26 protein-coding genes are annotated in these 20977 nt (G+C 32.5%); 18 read left to right on the top strand and 8 right to left on the bottom strand.

The genetic code is table 11. From position 1 onward, the window contains the following. Positions 1-183: 183 nt before the first annotated feature. Positions 184-1128 (top strand): nucleoside hydrolase, encoded by a 945-nt coding sequence (locus tag V5E38_RS12180; protein ID WP_499213464.1) that lies wholly within the window; start codon positions 184-186, stop codon positions 1126-1128. A gap of 125 nt (positions 1129-1253) precedes the next feature. On the opposite strand, the gene V5E38_RS12175 is transcribed toward V5E38_RS12180, so the two are convergent. After that, positions 1254-1727 (bottom strand): hypothetical protein, encoded by a 474-nt coding sequence (locus V5E38_RS12175; protein ID WP_499213463.1) that lies wholly within the window; start codon positions 1725-1727, stop codon positions 1254-1256. A gap of 291 nt (positions 1728-2018) precedes the next feature. On the opposite strand from V5E38_RS12175, the gene V5E38_RS12170 reads away from it, so the two are divergent. Together V5E38_RS12170 and V5E38_RS12165 are read left to right on the top strand one after the other, a co-directional pair. Then, complete coding sequence (locus V5E38_RS12170) at positions 2019-2306, top strand: YjcN family protein (protein ID WP_499213462.1); 288 nt, start codon at positions 2019-2021, stop codon at positions 2304-2306. Between the two features lie 292 nt (positions 2307-2598). Next, positions 2599-3897: an NCS2 family permease gene (locus tag V5E38_RS12165; RefSeq protein WP_499213461.1), complete on the top strand. Its 1299-nt coding sequence runs from the start codon at positions 2599-2601 to the stop codon at positions 3895-3897. 78 nt (positions 3898-3975) lie between these two features. Here the strand turns inward: V5E38_RS12165 and V5E38_RS12160 are convergent, their stop codons facing one another. From V5E38_RS12160 to V5E38_RS12150, 3 genes are read right to left on the bottom strand one after another with little or no spacing between them, the layout of a single operon-like run. Further along, the gene (locus V5E38_RS12160; RefSeq protein ID WP_499213460.1) at positions 3976-4977 is read right to left on the bottom strand and encodes an ABC-2 transporter permease; all 1002 of its coding nucleotides are present in this window, start codon (positions 4975-4977) and stop codon (positions 3976-3978) included. Then, positions 4970-5848 carry an ABC transporter ATP-binding protein gene (locus tag V5E38_RS12155; protein WP_499213459.1) on the bottom strand — a complete coding sequence of 293 codons (879 nt, stop codon included), beginning with the start codon at positions 5846-5848 and terminating at the stop codon, positions 4970-4972. The genes V5E38_RS12160 and V5E38_RS12155 overlap by 8 nt, the downstream gene beginning before the upstream one ends. Before the next feature lies 1 nt (position 5849). Continuing rightward, on the bottom strand, positions 5850-6233 hold the full coding sequence (locus V5E38_RS12150; RefSeq protein ID WP_499213458.1) for a GntR family transcriptional regulator: 384 nt from the start codon (positions 6231-6233) through the stop codon (positions 5850-5852). Between the two features lie 192 nt (positions 6234-6425). Here V5E38_RS12150 and V5E38_RS12145 point away from each other — a divergent pair, with 192 nt between their 5' ends. From V5E38_RS12145 to V5E38_RS12095, 11 genes are all read left to right on the top strand, one after another. Beyond that, complete coding sequence (locus tag V5E38_RS12145; protein WP_097979046.1) at positions 6426-7589, top strand: D-alanyl-D-alanine carboxypeptidase family protein; 1164 nt, start codon at positions 6426-6428, stop codon at positions 7587-7589. A gap of 129 nt (positions 7590-7718) precedes the next feature. After that, on the top strand, positions 7719-8069 hold the full coding sequence (gene spoIIAA / locus V5E38_RS12140; protein WP_069031806.1) for an anti-sigma F factor antagonist: 351 nt from the start codon (positions 7719-7721) through the stop codon (positions 8067-8069). After that, positions 8069-8509: an anti-sigma F factor gene (gene spoIIAB, locus V5E38_RS12135; protein ID WP_097979047.1), complete on the top strand. Its 441-nt coding sequence runs from the start codon at positions 8069-8071 to the stop codon at positions 8507-8509. The genes spoIIAA and spoIIAB overlap by 1 nt, the downstream gene beginning before the upstream one ends. Before the next feature lie 12 nt (positions 8510-8521). Beyond that, entirely contained in the window at positions 8522-9277 is a 756-nt protein-coding gene (sigF, locus tag V5E38_RS12130) for an RNA polymerase sporulation sigma factor SigF (RefSeq protein ID WP_056466881.1), read from the top strand. A 287-nt stretch (positions 9278-9564) separates the two neighbouring features. Further along, positions 9565-10188 carry a stage V sporulation protein AA gene (locus V5E38_RS12125; protein ID WP_499213457.1) on the top strand — a complete coding sequence of 208 codons (624 nt, stop codon included), beginning with the start codon at positions 9565-9567 and terminating at the stop codon, positions 10186-10188. Beyond that, positions 10181-10597 carry a stage V sporulation protein AB gene (locus tag V5E38_RS12120; protein WP_097979049.1) on the top strand — a complete coding sequence of 139 codons (417 nt, stop codon included), beginning with the start codon at positions 10181-10183 and terminating at the stop codon, positions 10595-10597. Before V5E38_RS12125 ends, V5E38_RS12120 begins: the two co-directional genes overlap by 8 nt. Positions 10598-10609: 12 nt before the next feature. Further along, complete coding sequence (spoVAC, locus tag V5E38_RS12115; protein WP_499213456.1) at positions 10610-11062, top strand: stage V sporulation protein AC; 453 nt, start codon at positions 10610-10612, stop codon at positions 11060-11062. A gap of 13 nt (positions 11063-11075) precedes the next feature. Then, the gene (gene spoVAD / locus V5E38_RS12110) at positions 11076-12083 is read left to right on the top strand and encodes a stage V sporulation protein AD (RefSeq protein ID WP_097979051.1); all 1008 of its coding nucleotides are present in this window, start codon (positions 11076-11078) and stop codon (positions 12081-12083) included. A gap of 11 nt (positions 12084-12094) precedes the next feature. After that, entirely contained in the window at positions 12095-12445 is a 351-nt protein-coding gene (spoVAE, locus tag V5E38_RS12105; RefSeq protein ID WP_097979052.1) for a stage V sporulation protein AE, read from the top strand. Positions 12446-12448: 3 nt separating this feature from the next. After that, positions 12449-13012, top strand: a complete 564-nt coding sequence (spoVAEA, locus tag V5E38_RS12100) for a stage V sporulation protein SpoVABEA (RefSeq protein ID WP_499213455.1) — start codon at positions 12449-12451, stop codon at positions 13010-13012. After that, positions 13009-14469, top strand: a complete 1461-nt coding sequence (locus V5E38_RS12095; RefSeq protein ID WP_499213454.1) for a spore germination protein — start codon at positions 13009-13011, stop codon at positions 14467-14469. Before spoVAEA ends, V5E38_RS12095 begins: the two co-directional genes overlap by 4 nt. Before the next feature lie 481 nt (positions 14470-14950). Here V5E38_RS12095 and V5E38_RS12090 read toward each other — a convergent pair whose 3' ends face one another. Next, complete coding sequence (locus tag V5E38_RS12090; RefSeq protein ID WP_499213569.1) at positions 14951-15784, bottom strand: DUF1002 domain-containing protein; 834 nt, start codon at positions 15782-15784, stop codon at positions 14951-14953. Positions 15785-16007: 223 nt separating this feature from the next. Here V5E38_RS12090 and V5E38_RS12085 point away from each other — a divergent pair, with 223 nt between their 5' ends. Next, positions 16008-16445 (top strand): peptidylprolyl isomerase, encoded by a 438-nt coding sequence (locus V5E38_RS12085; protein ID WP_069031815.1) that lies wholly within the window; start codon positions 16008-16010, stop codon positions 16443-16445. 413 nt (positions 16446-16858) lie between these two features. On the opposite strand, the gene V5E38_RS12080 is transcribed toward V5E38_RS12085, so the two are convergent. Then, entirely contained in the window at positions 16859-17485 is a 627-nt protein-coding gene (locus tag V5E38_RS12080; RefSeq protein WP_387327716.1) for a cupin domain-containing protein, read from the bottom strand. Between the two features lie 329 nt (positions 17486-17814). Here V5E38_RS12080 and V5E38_RS12075 point away from each other — a divergent pair, with 329 nt between their 5' ends. Then, positions 17815-18174: a GNAT family N-acetyltransferase gene (locus tag V5E38_RS12075; protein ID WP_025672354.1), complete on the top strand. Its 360-nt coding sequence runs from the start codon at positions 17815-17817 to the stop codon at positions 18172-18174. A gap of 462 nt (positions 18175-18636) precedes the next feature. Here V5E38_RS12075 and V5E38_RS12070 read toward each other — a convergent pair whose 3' ends face one another. Both V5E38_RS12070 and V5E38_RS12065 read right to left on the bottom strand, forming a co-directional pair. After that, the gene (locus V5E38_RS12070) at positions 18637-19140 is read right to left on the bottom strand and encodes a DUF309 domain-containing protein (protein ID WP_499213453.1); all 504 of its coding nucleotides are present in this window, start codon (positions 19138-19140) and stop codon (positions 18637-18639) included. Positions 19141-19250: 110 nt separating this feature from the next. Further along, positions 19251-19367 (bottom strand): YjcZ family sporulation protein, encoded by a 117-nt coding sequence (locus tag V5E38_RS12065; protein WP_084006686.1) that lies wholly within the window; start codon positions 19365-19367, stop codon positions 19251-19253. A gap of 208 nt (positions 19368-19575) precedes the next feature. Here V5E38_RS12065 and V5E38_RS12060 point away from each other — a divergent pair, with 208 nt between their 5' ends. Both V5E38_RS12060 and scpB read left to right on the top strand, forming a co-directional pair. Continuing rightward, on the top strand, positions 19576-20346 hold the full coding sequence (locus V5E38_RS12060; RefSeq protein ID WP_499213452.1) for a segregation/condensation protein A: 771 nt from the start codon (positions 19576-19578) through the stop codon (positions 20344-20346). Next, a complete protein-coding gene (gene scpB / locus V5E38_RS12055) occupies positions 20346-20927 on the top strand; it encodes an SMC-Scp complex subunit ScpB (RefSeq protein ID WP_499213451.1) in 582 nt (193 codons plus the stop codon). Before V5E38_RS12060 ends, scpB begins: the two co-directional genes overlap by 1 nt. Positions 20928-20977: the final 50 nt, after the last annotated feature.

The raw sequence follows: 20977 nt of genomic DNA, 5'->3' as shown, positions 1-20977 counted from the left end.
TAAAAGCTATTCTCAGTGATGAGAATAGCTTTTTTTGTTTTTCTTAATGGCAGGTTACTTTTCAAGTTAATCATATACGATCTTTTTTATATACTTTTCAAAAAGATAGCAACATACCTTTATATCAAAGGAATTAATAATAAAAAAATGTTCCAAAGTTTTGATTTAAAAGGAGCTAGGCTAATGGGAAAGAAAGTGTTATTTTTTGGTGATGTAGGAATTGATGATGCGATCGCTTTGGTTTATGCACGATTAAAAGAAGATATTGATATAATTGGGATTGTAGCGGATTATGGGAATGTATCTAAAAAAGAAACGACAAGGAATGTTCGGTTTTTACTTAAAAGGTCAGGAAAAGAATATATTAAAGTTTATGGGGGTGCTGAGAAACCAATGACGGGAGAAATCCCGACCTATTATCTTGATATACATGGACCGTTTGGTTTAGGTCCAATTGATCCAGGGTTAAAGTTAGAGAACTTAGAGAACTTTTGTGAAGTGATCAATTTGATTGAACAATATAAGGATGAACTAATAATCGTAAATACTGGGAGGTTAACCTCGCTAGCGACCCTATTTATCTTATACGAAGATTTGATGAAAAGTGTGAATTCTTACTATATTATGGGCGGGGCTTTTCTTTATCCTGGAAATGTTACACCAGTAGCAGAAGCGAATTTTCATGGTGATCCGATAGCAGCTAATATCGTTATGAAATATGTAAGTGGTGCATATATTTTCCCATTAAATGTAACGCAAAATGCCATCGTAACTCCTTCTATGGCAAATTATATTCATTCTAAAGGGAAGACTGATCTTGTAAAACCATTATTAGATTATTATTATTTCAACTTCTATCAAAAGAAGGTACCCGGCATAAAAGGGAGCCCAGTTCATGATGCTGTAACGCTCATGGCAGTCATACGTAGCGATTTATTTAAATTCTATACTTCGGCTGTTGTAATTGATTCAACCGATGTAGCTAGGGGGCAAAGTATTGCAGATTTTCGAGTAACGGATACTCCTGAGAAATTTGATGGAAGACCGAAACAACATATCGCAGTAGGCCTCGATTATGAAGGGTTTTATAAGGATTTTATGTCAATTATGACCGGGGAGAAATTCTAGATTAAAAATGAATAGAGAAATTCTCAAGTTAATTGATTCGAACTTTAGCTTTATTGCTACTTTTGACAAACCCTTGCCATATTACGCAAGGGTTTGTTTTTGCTTATTTTTAAACCTTTATTTTTCTAAATACTTAAGCTTAAGGACCCTAATAACATAAGTAAAAAAATGATATATGGAAAGAGGATTAAAAACCATACAAAAGGCTTTTTCCACGTATCAAGTCTATTATAGATTGCAAAAGTGATTAATAAAATAACTCCTATTGGAATGAATAGGAAGCCATACATTTCAGTGAATGAAAATTTCTGTAAAATAAAGGGTAAAAACAACAAAACAGTGCAACTAATTAGCTTAAATACAATACTTTTATTGATTATCAATTTAGTAATAATAGCAGTTATCAGTATGATGGCAATAAAATAGATTAACAAGTACATCGTAAAGTAAAAGGATCCTGATAATTCCCCACCAGCCCCAGTACCATCGGCGTCAGTTGACATCCCAAATATAAATAACAACATTGGGAAGAAAATGGGACTTGTAACTAGCAAAGTAAAACCAATTGTTGCTGACACTTTCTTAAATAATTCCTTCAAAAAAAAACACTCCTATTTTATTCTCTAGTTCTATCTTACGAGAAGAAACTAGAAAAATATAGGAGAAATTAGTAAATTCTTATATTGTTTTAACATAAACGGTATACAACTAATGCATATTTAAGTTACATAAGTACTAATCTATAATCGGCCTTTTTATTTCAAATAGAAGGTGATTGTCGGAAAAAGGAGTTATAAAGTTTTTAGCGAATTCTCACATAATGAAAAAAAATTTAACAAAAAGAATAATAAATAGTTATTCTAATAAGAGGTGTAAAGTTGAGGCAAACGATGTGGAAAGAAATAATGCTGATAGTTAGTCCGGTAATATTAATACCCATCATTTTATTTTTTGTGTTACATTCTTCACCATCAATTGCATTGAGGACTTATGTATTTTTTGATGGTCATCCTATTTTAGCCTTAAAGTCTGAAATTGCAAATGACCAAGAACATAATCAGGGTGATAAGGAATTCCTAAAAAATGAACACGCAAAATGTTATTCTTTAAATGAAGAAAATTATATCCTTCGAAAAAAAGGTTTTATCTATGTAGCTGATTATTACGGAAATGCTTAATATTTATTGTTTCAAGTCCGGAGATTACTCCAAAAGATGCTCGCATTCTCCGGGCAATAGGGACCAAAGCTATTGCCTAACAGCTTGAGATCTCAAGCCCGTGTATTTCTTATATGAATCCAGTACTTTTTATTTCCAATCAACTTGCTCATCAAAAAAATTGTCATAAACGAAACACTTAAAACTAAAGAAAATTATTTTCTTGTTTAATTATTTGCTTAAATTTAGTATAATTGTAATCGTGCCTTGTTGCATGGGTGGGAGAGGGAGACACTAAAAGAGAGGAATTTCTTTGAAAAATTTATTGAACAAACAGTTTAATCTTGAAGGTAGCGGTACGACCATTAAAACGGAGTTGATTGCAGGTGCAGTTTCATTTCTAACACTTGTCTATATTTTATCCGTTAATAGTACAATTTTGCATGATGCAGGTATACCGTTCCAAGGTGCAATGATTGCCACAATTTTGTCAGCTTTCTTTGGAAGCGTTATGATGGGATTATGGAGTAATTCACCTTTAGTATTAGTTCCGGGAATGGGCATCAACGCATTGTTTACTTATACAATGGTTGGAGAAATGGGAATGAATTGGAAGGAAGCACTTGCTGTTGTATTTGTAAGTGGAATCTTATTATCAATTTTATCATTCACAAAATTAATTAAGAAATTAACAACTGCGATTCCATTATCACTAAAAAGTGCAATTACAGTTGGAATAGGATTTTTCTTAACGTTTATCGGTCTTCAAGCTGGTGGGATTGTTGTAAAAAATGAAAGTACGTTCGTATCGATTGCAAATTTTACAAACGTGGATGTTTTAGCAACAGTTATTACACTAGGTATTGCGATTTACCTTTTTATTAAAAATGTACCTGCAAACTTTTTAATTACGGTTATTTTAGGTACAATCATTTCATTCATTTTGCATGGTGGAATTGAAAAAGCACACGATACAACTAAGATCACAATGAAATCTGCTAGTGCAGTTGTCGGACAACTGACCTTTACTCATGTGTTGAGTTTTCCATTTTGGATTGCAGTATTTTCGTTAACGATGGTTGTATTATTCGAATCAATCGGTATTATTCATGGTCAATTAAGCATGATGAACCAAGAGCATAAGCAACAAAAGGTTGTTCAAGGAACTGCGTTTGGTATTATTTTATCCGGTTTACTTGGAACTAGCCCAACAGTTATTGCTGTTGAAGGTAGTGCAGGTATTAGTTCTGGTGGTCGAACAGGTCTTACTTCTGTTGTAACTGGATTTTTATTTTTAGGATGTTTACTCTTTATGCCATTAATAGCATATATTCCAACATCTGCGATTGCACCAATCTTAATCATAATCGGTTCATTAATGGTTAAACATATTACAGATATTCAATTGGATGATCCTACTGAGGCAATACCAGCCTTCTTAATTTTAGCATTCATCCCTTTAACATATAGTATTATTGACGGAATTGCATTCGGTTTTATTGCTTATCCATTAGTAAAAATGGCAGCAGGTAAGAAAACTGAAATCACACCATATATGGTGGTAATTTCAGCATTATTCTTTGTACGATTTGCATTAAACTTTATTGCATAAAAAAAAGCGCTGATTCTTCTACTAAGAACCAGCGCTTTTTAATTTGTTGTTTTTTTGAAATTTAGATTTTGAAAAACATTAATCAAAAAATTTATTTAATCGTTTATAGAAGAAATAGCCAACAACGGTACCAATTATTAATCCAATTACGTAAATAATCGTGTTATTTCCATTGGCAATTGTAGATGTTAATAAAGCGATTAATGTCGCTGAAAGATATACAAATAAGACGTTTACGAATAAACCGAATTTTTTATAAACGAATAATTTGCCATTATTGACATTCGCAGATCTGTTATAACATAATAAACCGATTATTAGAAATGCAACGATATAGAGGATAATGATCGATAAATTTCCGTAATCTATAGTTGGATAATGAACAATTTGTTCATTAAAATCTTTTGAAATTGATAGTGGACCTGTTTGATATGGAATAGACCAACTAGTAATCGTTTTTTCAAAGCTAATGTCAGGTAATTTATAGTTAAAGATCCCATTTAAGTTTGAATAAATACTAAAATAGATAATACTTGGTGAGAAAATCGTAAAAATAGTGAAAAGTGTTTGAGAAAAATAATGACCTGTAAGTGTTCCAATTGATAGACCTATTGTAAAAAAAGCAATCGTAAATAGGAATATGACAGTAAAAATGGTTACAAATGATGAAGCATCAATATAATTGTGTAGATTCGTATTGTAATGGATTAATAGAGTTAAAATTATTAATCCAACAGTCGCCATAAAAATATGAGCAATTCCAAACACCCATTTTGATAAATAAAGTTGTCTTGGTGAGTAAGGAAGTGAAAATTGAAAATCAATTCCTCCTGTATTTCGTCCAATTCCTATTAATAAAATACTTAATATTAATACAATGATCGGTGAAATAAATGCTAGCATACTAAAGTCAGATATATAAAGGTACGGATCACTAGGATTAGTTAGTAATGCTCGATTTAATTCATCAGTGTTATTGTAATAGCTAAATGGAAGAATAATCAGATAGACAAGATATAATAAAATAAGTGCAAGTCTAGATTGTTTGGAATTTATTAGCCACAATGCTTTACTAAACATATAAGTCCCCTCCATCATTTATGAAAAATAAATCCTCTAATGTCAATGGAAGTTCTTCTAGAAGAAGTGGATTTTCATTTTCCATGCGTTTTATATATTCGTTCTTATTTCCATTAATAATGATGATTGCTACTTTGCCAGTTTTTGAGAATACAGTAATAGACGGGTCATCTTCAAATATTTTAGGTAAACCATCTTCAAATGCTACTTGTAATTTATAAAATTGACTCGTACTTTCTTCCATTGTAGAGATTGAATTAATTCTTCCATCCTTAATAAATAAATATTGATCAATTATTTTTTCTAGCTCAGCAAGATGATGTGAAGAAATAATCACTCCGACTGAGTTTGTGCTTGCATATTCAATGATTAATTGCAAAACAGTCCGTTTAACGACTGGATCTAAACCATTAGTTGGTTCGTCTAAAATGACATATTTTGCATCTGTTGAAAAGGTTAATAATAAATAGATAAGTGTTTTCATTCCCTTTGAGTATTTACGCAGAGATGTATTTGGTAATTTATATTTATTTAATGCTTCTTGAAATTTGTGTTTATTGAAGTTTGGATATGAATTTTCATAGATCGTAATAAGCTCTTTCACACTGTATTGATTAATGAAATTTGTAGAATCACTCATATATGCAATTTGTCTTCTAGTATTAGGTGATTCGTTAATCTCTTTATCGTCAATACTTATTGAGCCTTCATCTGGTGATAAAATGCCAACGATTGTCCTTAAAAGAGTCGTTTTACCAGCTCCATTTCTACCGATTAAGCCTGTGATTTTACCTTTTTCTATTTGAAAGTTTAGATTTTTTAACACTTCATGTTCATCGAGTTTTTTACTTAAATGATGGATTTTCAACAAACTATTCAGCTCCTTTATTAGAATAAAACTCTTTTACCCATTTCATTATTTCTTCCTCTTTTACGCCATCTGTTAAACAATCAATTAATAAATTGGAAAGTTTATTTTTATATTTTAAAAGGGAATCTGTTGAAATCGTCTCTTTTGTTAAACCAATGACAAATGTTCCTTTACCCCTTATCGTTTCGATGACTCCAGTGCGCTCTAGTTCTTGATAGGCTCTACTAACAGTATTTGGGTTGATCACCAATGTAGTTGCTAATTCACGTACGGAAGGAAGTTTATCGCCATTTACTAAAATCTTTCTTAACATTTGTTCTTTTGTTTGTAGAACAATCTGCTCCCAAAGGGGTAAATGGCTTCTTGGGTCTAAAATAATAATCAAGAGATCATCACCTCAAATGTTTTCTTAAGTGTATGGAGTGTATTAAGTGTATGAGTGTAATTAATACACTTTACTTATATCATATGTTCTCATGTATGTAAATAGTTCCATTCTTTCTAATATTTTCTTCACAGGTTGATTAAACTACTTATATTTGGAAAAAATATGTATGAAAAGAATGGAGGGTTATAGATGAAAAGGGTATTACTAACTCTTTTAAGTAGTGTTATGATCTTTTCTTTATCACTACCTAAAGTAGATGCAAGAGAGACACAAAATAATGATGTAAGTTTAGCAAAAAGTGCATTATCTTCCGTAATTATTGAACAAGATACTGGGAAAATCTTATATGAAAAAGACGCTAGAAAAGAGCTTCCACCAGCAAGTATGACTAAGATTATGACAATGCTTATTATTATGGAAGAAATCAATAAAGGAAAACTTAGATTAGATGATAAAGTAATGACAAGTGAACATGCTGCGTCAATGGGTGGATCACAAATCTTTTTAGAACCTGGCGAAGAGATGACAGTAAAAGAAATGTTAAAAGGGATTGCAATTGCATCAGGAAATGACGCATCGGTCGCAATGGCAGAGAAAATTGCAGGTACTGAAGAGGCGTTTGTCGCTCTAATGAATAAAAAAGTAAAACAGTTAGGATTAAAAAATACACATTTTGAAAATCCAACTGGACTACCTGCACCTGGTCATTATTCATCTGCGTATGATATGGCCATCATGGGAAGAGAGCTTTTAAAATATCCATTAATCACAAAGTTTACTGGTACTTATGAAGATTACTTGAGAAAAGATACTGAAAAACAATTTTGGCTAGTTAATACAAATAAATTAGTTCGTTTTTATCCAGGAGCGGATGGCTTGAAAACTGGATTTACTGCAGAAGCAAAATATTGTTTAACAGCAACTGCTAAGAAGAACAACATGCGAGTAGTTAGCGTAATTATGGGTGCACCAACTTCTAAAGAAAGAAATGCACAAATGACAAATTTACTTGATTATGCATTTAATCAATATCAAGTAAAACAATTAATTAAACAAGGTGAGAATATCGAAAGGCTTAGTATAAGCAAAGGTAAGTCTAAAGGTGTAAATGTTATCACTAAAAGCCCAGTTTCAGTTGTATTGAAGAAGGGTGAAGCGATGAATAAAATTACGAAAGATATTCAGCTGAACAAAAATATTCAAGCTCCAATTAAAAAAGGGCAAGTTGTCGGAGTTTTAATATTAAAACAAGGTAGTAAAGTTTTATCTAAAACAGACTTGGTAGCTAATAAATCAGTAAATAAAGCTAATTGGTACGATTTATTTAAGCGTACTGTTGGAGGTTTCAACTGATTTTTTCCGACTAATTTCGAGTATTACTAAAAGATTTGGCGTTTTGCCACTAGTTTTGTCACACGTGAAGGAATTCAGTTTAGTTTTAACGAAACTCTAGAATAACCGTCAAATAAGGAGGTTATTGTAGTGAGTCTTAATATTGAACTTGAAGTGAAAAATGCAATCCTTTGTGTAAGACTTGCAGGGGAACTAGATCATCACACTGCTGAGGATTTACGTTTACAAGTAAATGAGGTATTAGAGTCACAGACTATCAAACATATTTTATTAAATCTTGAACATTTAACGTTCATGGATAGTTCTGGTTTAGGTGTCATTTTAGGTAGATATAAAGTTATTCGAAATAAAGGTGGAGAAATGGTTGTATGTTCAATTTCTCCATCAATTAAGCGGTTGTTTGATATGTCTGGTTTATTTAAGATTGTTCATTTAGCTGATGATGAGTCAAATGGACTTAATGTATTGGGGGTGGCATAATGCGAAATGAAATGAACCTTCAATTTTCCGCATTAAGTCAAAATGAATCATTTGCTCGTGTAACTGTAGCTGCATTTATTACCCAGCTAGATCCTACATTAGATGAATTAACTGAGATTAAAACTGTAGTATCTGAGGCTGTTACAAATGCGATTATTCATGGTTATGAAAATAATCCTGAAGGTATCGTATTCATTTCAGTTCTTCTAGAAGATCAAACAGTAACTTTAACAATTCGAGATGAAGGGATAGGTATTGCTGATTTAGATGAAGCAATGCAACCTTTATACACTTCAAAACCAGATTTAGAAAGATCCGGCATGGGATTTACGATTATGGAGAATTTCATGGATAAATGTGAAGTTGTGTCCACTATCAATGTTGGTACAACGATTACGGTTAAAAAGTACTTATCAAATAGCAATGTTTTAAGTAATTAAGGAGAATCGCCTATGGACGTAGAAGTCAAGCAAGATCAACCCCGTGCGCAGTTAAAGGATCATGAATTAAAAGAGTTAATTAAGCGTAGTCAGGCTGGAGATCAATTGGCTAGAGACAGCATCGTCGGGCACAACATGAGACTTGTATGGTCAGTTGTTCAGCGCTTTATTAACCGTGGATATGAACCAGATGATTTATTTCAGATTGGTTGTATTGGATTATTGAAATCGGTAGATAAATTTGATCTATCATATGATGTGCGATTTTCTACATATGCTGTTCCGATGATTATCGGAGAAATCCAACGATTTATTCGAGACGACGGAACGGTTAAAGTGAGTCGTTCATTAAAAGAAACGAATAATAAGATTCGAAAAGCAAAAGAAGAATTAAGTAAAACGCTTGGAAGAATGCCTACAATTAACGAGATTGCTACTCATATGGAAATTACACCAGAGGATGTTGTACTTGCACAAGAGGCTAGTAGAGCTCCTTCATCAATACATGAAACGGTGTATGAAAATGATGGTGATCCTATTACATTGTTAGATCAAATTGCTGATAACCATGAAACTAATTGGTTTGAAAAATTTGCATTAAAAGAAGCGATAAAACAACTAGATGATCGAGAGAGATTAATTGTCTATTTAAGATATTATAAAGATCAAACTCAATCAGAAGTTGCTGAACGATTAGGAATTTCTCAAGTCCAAGTTTCAAGACTAGAGAAAAAGATTCTCCAACAGATGAAAGATAAAATTAAATAAAATCTTGAGCTAAAAAAGCTGAAGAATCGTAGGAAATATAATACGATTTTTCAGCTTTTTTATTTTGTCTTTATTTTTGTGTTTTTACTGTAACTCTTGTTTCAAATAATAATGAATATCTTCAAGTTCCCCTTTCAGATGATTTTTTTCAAAAGGGCTGACGACTAACTTTTCCTATTTTTACTTACCGAACTACTCAGATCAATCTTACTGGACTTATATTTTTGGGAAGTTTTCACATACTAGTTGTAATTGAATTCATAAAGCTTTGAAACTGAGGGGAAAGTATGAATAAGGTTTTATATATTAAATTACTCAATCGAATCGTTGTACAAGTAGGTAAAAGTGTACATCTAGGAGAGATTGCACGATTACAAGGGATTAATGTTGATTTAACCAAAATTCAAAACATCATTGTACATGAATCAAAAAAGGAGGATGGTACACATACAGTTATTGATATTCTAGAGCTTTTACCATTGATTCTTGAAATTGAACCTGATATTTCGTTCGAGATCGTTGGAGTGACAATGTGCATAATAGAACTTAAAAATGAAGTTTCAAAGGACCGTTTTTTTCTGTTTTGTTTCGTTTGGATCTTGTTATTTACAGGTTCTTCATTAGCAATTATTTATTTCCACGAAGATGTTAGCATGCAACAGGTTCAACAACGAATTTACTATATGATTACAGGAGAACATAATCATAAGCCTTTATTACTTCAAGTACCATATTCTTTTGGACTAGGAATTGGGATGATTTTATTTTTTAATCAATGGTTTAAGACTAGATTAAACGAAGAACCGAGTCCTCTTGAAGTAGAAATGTTTCAGTATCAACGCTCAATGGATGAATATGTGTTAGTAAACGAAAATAAAAAGCCAAACAAAAGTGTGAATACCGATGATTAGAGATTTGTTTACAGTGTTTGTAGGTTTTTCAGGAGGTATTGCCGTTGGTACTGGCTTTGTAGCATTTTTATCGGTTATTGGTATTATTCCAAGACTAACGCAGTTAACAAAAACGATTAAAAAAATTCGAGCTTATGAGTTTGCAGTTATTTTGGGGGCAATTTTTGGTTGCTGGATTAGTTTACGAAATACCGTTTTTAATTTGCCGAATATCTTTTCAGTTTTTATTGGGCTGTTAGCAGGTATTTTTATTGGAATGTTAGCTGCAGCGTTAACCGAAGTATTAAACGTTTTTCCAATCTTAGCGAAACGAATTGGCATTCAAAAAAAAATTGTGTACTTATTAATGGCAATTGCACTAGGTAAAGTTTTTGGGTCGTTATTTCATTGGATTTATTTTATAGAGTAAAGGATGGATGAAATGAGTGGGAAATTAAAAGCTAATTATAAAGAGAATATAAAACCATACCAACCGAAAAAACCGGTATTAAAAAATTGTATTAAAGCGTTTTTAGTTGGAGGATTTATCTGTCTTTTAGGTGAGTGTATTACGAAAATCTATATTAACTATTTTAACTTTACTGAAAAAAATGTTGGTGATCCAACAGTAGCTACACTTGTTTTAATTTCTAGCATACTTACAGGGTTAGGTATATATGACAAAATTGGACAATTTGCAGGCGCAGGATCTGCTGTTCCTGTAACAGGCTTTGCCAACTCTATGACGAGTGCTGCTATGGAACATAGAAGTGAAGGTCTCGTTTTAGGGGTTGCAACAAATATGTTTAAACTAGCTGGTTGTGTAATTGTTTATGGAGTTGTTTCGGCATACGTCGTTGGAATGATACGATACGCATTTAAAGTATTCTTTTAGGAGGTGAGTACATATGGCTTTAGTCGGTAAACAAACTTGGGAGTTTCAAAATGGTGTTTATGTCCAAGCATCTGGAACTGCTGTAGGACCAAGAGAAAACTTGGGACTGTTAGGTGGCAAATTTGATTATGCATATGAAGATCTTCATTGTAATGAAGATAATTGGGAATTAGCAGAAAGAGCATTAATGAGAAATGCAATTTCGGTTGCTCTAAAAAAGGCAAACAAAACCGTAGAAGATATTGATGTATTTTTAGCAGGAGATTTACTAAATCAAAATGTTACTGCGAACTTTATGGCAAGGGAATTGCAACTTCCTTTTTTATGTATGTTTGGTGCCTGCTCAACATCAATGGAAACGGCTGCACTTGGCGCACAGTTAATCGATAGTGGCTATGCAAAAATGGCATTGGCAGCAACAAGTAGCCATAATGCTACAGCTGAAAGGCAATATAGATATCCGACAGAATATGGTGGACAAAAACCAGATTCAGCAACTTTTACAGTAACTGGAGCAGGAAGTGTTCTCCTTTCGAATAAAAAAAGCAAAATAAAAGTAAAATGCGCCACAATTGGTACAGTTCAGGATTTAGGTTTGACAGATCCATTCGACATGGGTTCAGCGATGGCACCAGCAGCAGCCTATACAATCGTACAACACTTTAAGGACACAAATACGACACCTGATGATTATGATTTTATCGTAACTGGGGATCTTTCAGCAGTAGGCGCACCAATTTGCGAACAACTTGTTAGAGAAGAAGGTTATGATATGGCAGGGAAATATAATGATTGTGGATTGCTAATCTATGATCGAGAAAATCAGGAAGTTTTTGCTGGGGGAAGTGGATGTGCTTGTTCAGCAGTTGTAACATATGGTCATTTATTTCAAGAGTTAAATAAAGGTACTTATAAACGAATCTTAGTGGCGGCAACTGGCGCTCTTTTAAGCCCAACAATGATTCAACAGAAAGAATCAATTCCAACTATTTCACATGCTGTCGTTTTCGAAAGCTGTTAGGAGGTGTTCAGATGGATTTTGTTAATGCTTTTATAGTAGGAGGTCTAATTTGTGTAATTGGCCAATTATTTTTTGATTTTACAAAATTAACACCAGGGCATGTGATGTGCATATTTGTAGTAATTGGGTCAATTTTAGATGGATTTGGAATTTACGATAAGTTAATAAAATTTGCTGGTGCAGGTGCAACCGTTCCAATTACTAGTTTTGGGCATTCCTTATTACATGGAGCGATGGCAGAAGCAAGTGATCACGGATTTATTGGTATTGGAATGGGGATCTTTTCACTTACTTCATCTGGAATTTCAGCAGCAATTTTATTCTCATTTATAATTGCACTTATTTTTAAGCCAAAAGGTTAACTTATGAAAAAGAAAAGGATCATTATCGTAACCGACGGAGATGTTTATGCACATCGGAGTATTGAGTATTTGGCAAAACAATTTGGCGGATGCACAATATCACAATCGCAAGGTAATCCCACTAAGTTCTCTGGAAAGAGAATGGTTGAAATCATAATGCAAGCACAAAAAGAACCAGTATTTGTATTGTTTGATGACAGTGGCTTTATGGGAGAAGGTCCTGGAGAAAAAGCTTTAAAATATGTGGCGAGTGATAAACATATTGAAGTTATTGCTGCACTAGCAGTAGCATCAAATACACATCATCAAGAATGGACAAAAGTGGATGTAAGCATTGATAACGAAGGGAATTTAACTGAATACGGTGTCGATAAGTATGGAGTGCCTGATATTGAAATCGGAAGAATAAATGGAGACACCGTTTACAATTTAGATCAACTAAATATTCCCTTCATTTTAGGAATCGGCGATATTGGAAAAATGGGTGGAAGAGATGATATTGAACACGGTTCACCCATTACAAGAAAAGCAATTGAATATATCCTCGAGAGGAGTGAACTCCAATGACTACGAAAAAAGAGCCGACAAAACTGACAAATAAACTAGTTACAAATGCTCATACAATAAGTGATCGTATAGGTTATGGAGTAAGTTTTGATGTCGGTAAACGTGTGATTTTTGTAAATAAAGTTGAAGTTAATCTATATTATGTTAATGGATTAACGGATACAAGCTTTATTCAAAGATTTTTAGATGACTTAATTGGGTTAGAAAAAGTCGAGAAAAATAAATCAATGTTTAAAAATATTGAGGATACAATTGTCCATCAATCAGTAGAGATCGTTTTAACATTTGAAGATGTAATAAAGAAAGTATTATCTGGTTTAATTGTAGTATTAGTTGATGGAGAAGATAAAGGACTTGCAGTCGATGTTAGGAGTTATCCTGGACGTGGTCCAACAGAACCAGATACCGAGCGAGTAGTGCGTGGATCACGAGATGGTTTTACTGAAAACATTATTAATAATACTGGCCTAATAAGAAGACGTATTCGCGATGAGAATTTAAGAAATGAAATTCTTCAAGTAGGTGAAAGTTCAAAGACAGATGTATGTTTATCGTATATAGAAGGTTTAGCGCACGCGGAACTTGTAAAAGAAGTTCGGGATCGAATTACAGGTATTCACGTTGATGGTCTTACAATGACAGATAAGAAATTAGAAGAATTTATTTTAAAGCAAGGATATAATCCATTTCCTTTAGTTAGATATTCAGAAAGACCTGACGTTGTAGCAAACCACATTCTTGAAGGGCATGTATGTATTATCGTGGATACATCTCCGAGCGTAATTATTACGCCTGCAACGTATTACCACCATATGCAACATGCTGAAGAATTCAGACAAACTCCTACAGTCGGAACATTCCTTCGATGGTGCCGTTATATAGGAATTTTTATGTCAGTCTTTTTATTACCGTTTTGGTTACTATTATGTAATTACCCAGAGGTATTACCAAAATCATTAAGTTATATTGGTCCAAAAGAAACAAGTAATATTCCAATTTATTTACAATTAATAATTGCCGATATGGGGATTGAATTCCTGAGAATGGCAAGTATACATACACCAAATGCAGTTTCCACTTCAATGGGGATTATTGCAGCAGTATTAATTGGGCAAGTTGCAATTGATGTTGGCCTTTTCCAACCGGAAGTAGTACTATATACAGCTGTGTCAATGATTGGATCATATGCGACGCCAAGTTATGAGCTAGCACTTGCAAATAAATTGGCCAAATTTTTTATATTAATTTTAACTGCAATATTAGGTGTTAAAGGCTTTATGATTGGTTCAACATTATTTATACTGTTTTTAGCAAGTCTCAATACTTTAAATACACCTTATTTTTGGCCATTTATCCCATTTGATGGCAGAGCCTTCTGGCATTTAGTTGTCCGTACAAAAGCTAGTGAAAGTCAACATCAAAAAGGTGGAAAAACAATTGGTGATGCTACCATTTAATATCCGTATAAAATAAAATAGGGGGGCTGTCCTAAGAGTCAGATTAACTGACAAATAGGACGGCCTCAAAATTAGCGCTGGGGAGGTATTTCTACAGCGCTTTTCATTTGTAGTCGATAAATTCGATCTTTTTTATAGAATTAGCTAAATTTTTTATCAGGTTTTATTGGAAATAGGAAAGAATTAGTGCTATTCAATTAAAATAAGCTGATATTGTATGATCTTTAAATTGTATTACCTAAACTAGTATGGGTAACTATTATCTTTAATTGCGATTCTATGGAATTTGGAATTTAATTGCAGTTTTGTTAAATTTAATTGCAGTTTCACTAATTTTAATTGCGATTTTCAGATTTTATTTGCACCCCACGATTTATTTGTACAATCGCACCCTTTCTTTGTAGCTCGATGCTATGAGCGGTTCAGCACGTTTTTAACACAACAAACCCGGTTATATTAAATAACCGGGTTTGTTTCATTATTATTTAAAGAATGAAAGAATCGCATCAAATAATGCGGAGAAGAAATCTTTAAGTTTTTGAATAAAAGATTGACCTTCTTTAGAATTTAGGTAATCTGAAATTTTATTTTTAGCTTTTGTTAATTGGTTTCCTACTTGATCCCAATTAATATTTAAATCTTTCATTTTTTCAAATAAAGACATCAAGCTAGCCTTTTGATCAGCAGTTAATGTAATACCAAGATCCTTTGCTAATCGATCAATTAATGATTTTAATTCATCGGTTGACATGTTTGGATTTTTAGCAAGCTCTTCTTTCACTTTAGTGACAAGTTGTACAGCTTTTTCATTACCTACGGAATCACCAAGTTGGGCAGTTTTAACCATTTCTTCATTTGCTACTTTTTTAACATCATCAGGTATAACTTGACCTGAACTTAGCTCATAAGCCTTCATAATCCCAGTTAAAGCAGCTGTACCAGAAACTTGAAATGGTGCAGTAATTACAATATTTGCATCCTTTAATCCAGCTGTGATTAAGGCATTTGTATACATTGAGTTAGTAACCCATGAAATATTATTTGATTGAACGACGATGCCTGTATTTTTTTCACCGATTGTAATCATAGCAGATGAAAGAGCTCGAGTACCGATTTGAGCACTAGGTACAGTACCATCTAAATATTTATGCTCCTCTTGATTTGAAACAGTCACAATTCTAGCATCAGATGGTGCACCCATTTCAGCTAATAATGATTTCTTTTGCGTTTCAGATAAATTTTGTCCAAGAGTAACAATCGTATCACCAGGAACAGAATCAGCAAATACCGATAAAGGCATAGCTATTAATCCCATTGAGATGGTGAACGCTAATAACTTTCGTTTTAACAAAGAGACACTCCCTTTACAATAATCCAAATTTTACATCTTACAACCCTATTATAGTACTTTTCGAAAACTTGTCATTACTTTTTGTTTTTTGTATGATAATATCAGCGTTACTAATTTATTCAGTAATGAAAAAATATAGGACAATTAAGTCTTATAAAGTTGTACATACATAAGGAGGATTTTTATTATGAAAAAAGCAAGTATTACGTTTGAAAATGGTGAACAAATCTTAATCGAATTATTCCCAGAGCATGCACCAGGTACAGTTGAAAACTTTGAAAAATTAATCCGTGAAGGTTTCTACAATGGATTAACTTTCCACCGTGTAATTCCTGGATTTGTATCGCAAGGTGGAGATCCAAACGGTAATGGAACAGGTGGCCCAGGATACAAAATTAAATGTGAAACTGTTGGTAACCCATTAAAACATAAAGCTGGAGCTTTATCAATGGCACATGCTGGAAAAGATACTGGCGGTAGCCAATTCTTTATCGTACACGAGCCACAACCACATTTAGATGGCGTACATACAGTATTCGGTCAAGTAATCGAAGGTATGGATACAGTTTTAAGAATGCGTAACGGCGATGTTATGCAAGAAGTTAAGGTTTGGGACGAAGAATAGTCAAACCAATGTGAGGTCATTTTAAAAAGACTTCAAAAGAAGAAAACCACAAGGGAAAAAATTTTTCCTTGTGGTTTTTAACATGTTCATGTTTGGTTTAACGGTGAAATATTTTATAGCATTTCGCTATTCTAAATTAGAAGATTTATTTGAGTTTTTTTTAAAGATGTTTAGTTTTTATTGTTTCTCATTCTATTTTTATGTTATTTCTTCACTATTCTTGATTCTTATAAGCAAATTCCACATGGTTCATCGCCATATTTGCAGTTTTCATATTTTTAATTGCAGATATGATTTTTTTAATTGAAGATTCCCTAAATTTAATTGCTGTTTTGGCTTTTTTTATTGTACATACTCCGATTTAATTGCAGTTCACTTAAATTTAATAGCACTAACTGGTCCCACCTTGATCTTCAAGGCTGTTGATAATAATGCTGGTTGTAATAGGAATTTTGATAATAATTTTGGTTTTGTTGATTAGCAAATTCATGCTGGTTTTGAACTTGGCGATTACAGTTTTTTGGTGGTCCTATAAATATAGAAGGTTGTAAATTTGCTGTTGCATTTTTCCATTGGTTTTCATCAAGACAGTAAGTATGTGAGACAATATTTGAAGGTGTAAATTTCAATAAATCAGAGAATAAAATTACATCAGGGGAAGGTGCATTAAAGATTGCTAATAGATGAGTATTGTCAACAGTTGCAATTTCATAATGCCACCATCCTTGAGGTACGTTTGCAACTTGACCAGGCGTAATTGGAAAATTTAATAGTTGCTTTGTATAAGGATTCAAAATCGATACAACTGCGGCTCCAGAAATACAATATACTAATTCTGATGAATTTTGATGATAATGTGGTTCTACAACATTATTTACACTTAAATAGATATCCAATAAAGACAAATTATCCAAAGTATTCAAGTTATTAACACTTAATTGATTGATAAAGTTTTGACTATCCTTCACAAAGGCTTGGTTTTTATTTATATCATAAGTAAATTGAATACTTGGCGATGTATAATCTAAATCCAACCTCATAATGATCACCCTTTTATATAACTTTAACTAAAATTTACTTTATTCAAATTTATCTAATTGGTGACAAAAGCCTATAAGTTTGGATTGGCAGGAAGAATACTTGGCTAGCACTCTAAATCATTTTAAATTACTCCTATACCATTTATCCCGTTTTTCCTTCTCTCTGGTTTTCTGACTTGACAGAAAAATGTGAGAATTATATATTTGAAATATTGATATATTTGGAACGAATTTTTATAAACACCGTACTATAGAGGGATAATCAATCATATATTATGTATTGGTTTAGAAGCAAATTAGAGTTTTAATAATTTTTAAGAGGGGTTAACATGTTAATTAGGTATAAGAAAACATATGAGAAAATTGCAATGGGCCTGCTTTCGTTTATGCCGAATGAAAAGAATGTGAAGAGCTTAGTAAATACAATTAAAGATTATGAAACTAAAGATGATAATCATTTGTTCCTTTGGAAATTAGACGATATTGTTGGGATTATTGGAATACAACTACTACCAGATAAGGTTATTATGATTAAACATTTAAGTGTAAACCCTTCATTCCGAAATCAAGGTATTGCAACTTCACTTTACGATGCTATTCGATCTCAGTATACAGACTATACAATCGTAACAACGCAGGAAGTAGCTTCATTTATTGAACATTGTCATGTTAGTTTGAAAGTATTATAGAAATGGTGCTCAATTTTTTTGAGCATTTTTTTGTAGGAAAAATTGCTTATTTATGAAGAAGTCATGAGTAAGTATTTTTCAACTTACTGCTATTTTTTCATACGCTGATTAACCGGTTAAAAGTAAGTACGAAGCAACAAATGCAACAAAAAGCTATTATGGTTCCTCATGAACCAGTTATGAGGAAGTACGAAGCAACAAAAAGGTATTATGCTACCTCATGAACCAGTTATGAGGAAGTACGAAGCAATAAATAGCTATTATGGTTCCTCATGAACCAGTCATGATGAAGTACGAAGCAATAAATAGCTATTATGGTTCCTCATGAACCAGTTATGAGGAAGTACGAAGCAACAAAAAGGTATTATGCTACCTCATAAACCAGTCATGAGCTTGTACGAACTTCTATTCCGACCACACTGAAAAAGGTGCCCAAAATTTTGAGCACCTTTTCCTATAACGCTAAATATTTCTTCGTAGTTCTAATTGCTTTAATCTTTCCGAAATGACATCTGTTCGATCTCTTGTAGAATGTTTATTAATTAAATCTGCAGTAAAAGACGAATAATTTTCTTTTTGATTTTGATATCTTTCAATCAATTTTTGATCATTTATTGGGAGATCGAAAGGGTGAAATTCCGTTTCGTTTTGAAGGTTTAGCTGTAAATCAGATATGATTTGTTGAAATCGTAATGGATCGATACCAGCCATTTCCAATAAATTAGAATCATTTGAAAAAGTAATGACGTGTCGAAATAATTTTTTAGCACCAGTAAAGTTTCTTCTTCTATAATGATATAACACTACTGATAGTCTAATTAAACCTAACCAGACCTTTTTATATTGATGATTTAAATCAAGTTTCCACTGTTCCTCAAGGATTTCATGACATTCAAAAAAATCTTGATCAAAATGGAAATGGCATAGATATTTTATGTATCGCTCGTTTTTATTATAATGGACCAAGTTTTTCACCTCTTTATTACTAAAATTTTATCAGAAATGGAATTATTTAAAAAGAAGAAAGCCTAGAGCAATGTCTAGACTTTCACGTTTTGTTTATTCACGGGGTTAAATTAACAGACGAAAGCACATCCAACGATGATTAATAAAATAAATAATACTACGATTAAAGCAAAGCCTCTGCCGTGGCCAAAACCGCCGAACTCTGGAGAAACAGCACCTTTACTCATGAAATAACCTCCTTACCAAAAAAATAATTCTTCTTGCACTGATATCTTATGAAAATTTTAAGAAAATGGTATAGGCGCAAAACTAAAAATTTAGGAACAAAGTAACTTCATCGATGAAAAAACCTTTTCTGTTATATAGTTTTATGAAATAATACTTTATACTGTTATAGAGTATATTTTTATTTTAGAGTAAGTTGGTGAGTAGTTTGTGAAGCAATATGAAGTTAAAATTGATGCATTTGAGGGGCCATTAGATTTATTACTTCATTTAATTCAACGATTTGAAATTGATATTTATGATATACCTGTATCTGAAATAACAGATCAATACGTTTCATATATTCATACAATGAAAGAATTAGAATTGGATATTGCAAGTGAATATTTAGTGATGGCGGCTGAATTACTTGCAATGAAAAGTAAAAGTATTTTACCTAATCATGAAGAACAAGCTGATTGGGATGCTGTACTTGAAGAAGACCCTAGAGAAGAATTAATGAATCGATTAATTATATATAAGCAATTTAAAGAAGCGGCGATCGTATTTCAGGAAAAAGAATCCGAACGTTCGATGATTTTTACCCGAAATCCAGTTGATTTGTCCGAATATGGACCTAGACCTGAAGATATAGTCATGCCGACTGATGTTACGATTTACGATATGTTTGGTGCACTTCAAAAGCTTTTTAAACGTAAAAAGCTACAAGAACCGCTTCAAACTAAAATTGTTCGTGAAGAAATATCAATCGAAAAAAGAATGGATGAGATTATTACTTATTTAAAAAGTATAAAAAAGAGAACTAATTTCATCAATTTATTTCCATATAATGATAAAGAAAGTATTGTAGTTACTTTTTTAGCGATTTTGGAGTTAATGAAAACAAAAGACATTGTAGTAGAACAGGAACAAAACTTTTCAGAAATTTTTCTAACATCACGGGAGGTTTTTGAAGATAAGCAAGCTGAGGTGTACTTGTAATGGAACAGGAAAAAAATTTAGTAGGAGTTCTAGAAGGACTTTTATTTGTAGCTGGAGATGAAGGAATATCGATTGTCGAGCTATCGGAAACTTTAGAATTAAGTCAGACATATGCTCTAGAATTAATTGAGAGTCTAAAAAAAGAATATGAAAATCCTAACAGAGGATTACAAATTAGAATTTTAGCGAACAGATATAAACTTACTTCAAAGAGGGAACATGGTGAGTTTTTCAAAAAATTAGTTGAAAGTCCATCGAACTCTTCGTTGTCACAAGCAGCATTAGAAACATTAGCGATTGTTGCTTATCAACAACCAATTACGAGGACAGAAATTGAAGATATTCGTGGAGTTAAGACTGAAAAACCAATTCAAACTCTTGTCTCGAAATATTTAATTAAAGAAGTTGGACGGGCTGAAGGTACTGGACGTGCAATTTTATATGGAACTACTTCTGAGTTTTTAGATTATTTTGGTCTAAAAAACATTAAAGAATTACCTCCACTACCTCAAGATTTAAAAATGGAAGAGGTTGAAGAAGAAGCAGATTTATTTTTTAGCAAATTTGAAAAACAAGATTAGTTAAAAAATTCTGCAAATCTGTATGTATCCTATGTTAAACTAATACTATG

Source organism: Rossellomorea sp. GAMAL-10_SWC (genome assembly GCF_049568075.1).
In the GTDB taxonomy this organism is placed as follows: domain Bacteria; phylum Bacillota; class Bacilli; order Bacillales; family Bacillaceae_G; genus Gottfriedia.
Note: the sequence above shows the minus strand (reverse complement) of the source record. Positions and strands in the feature narration are given on the sequence as shown.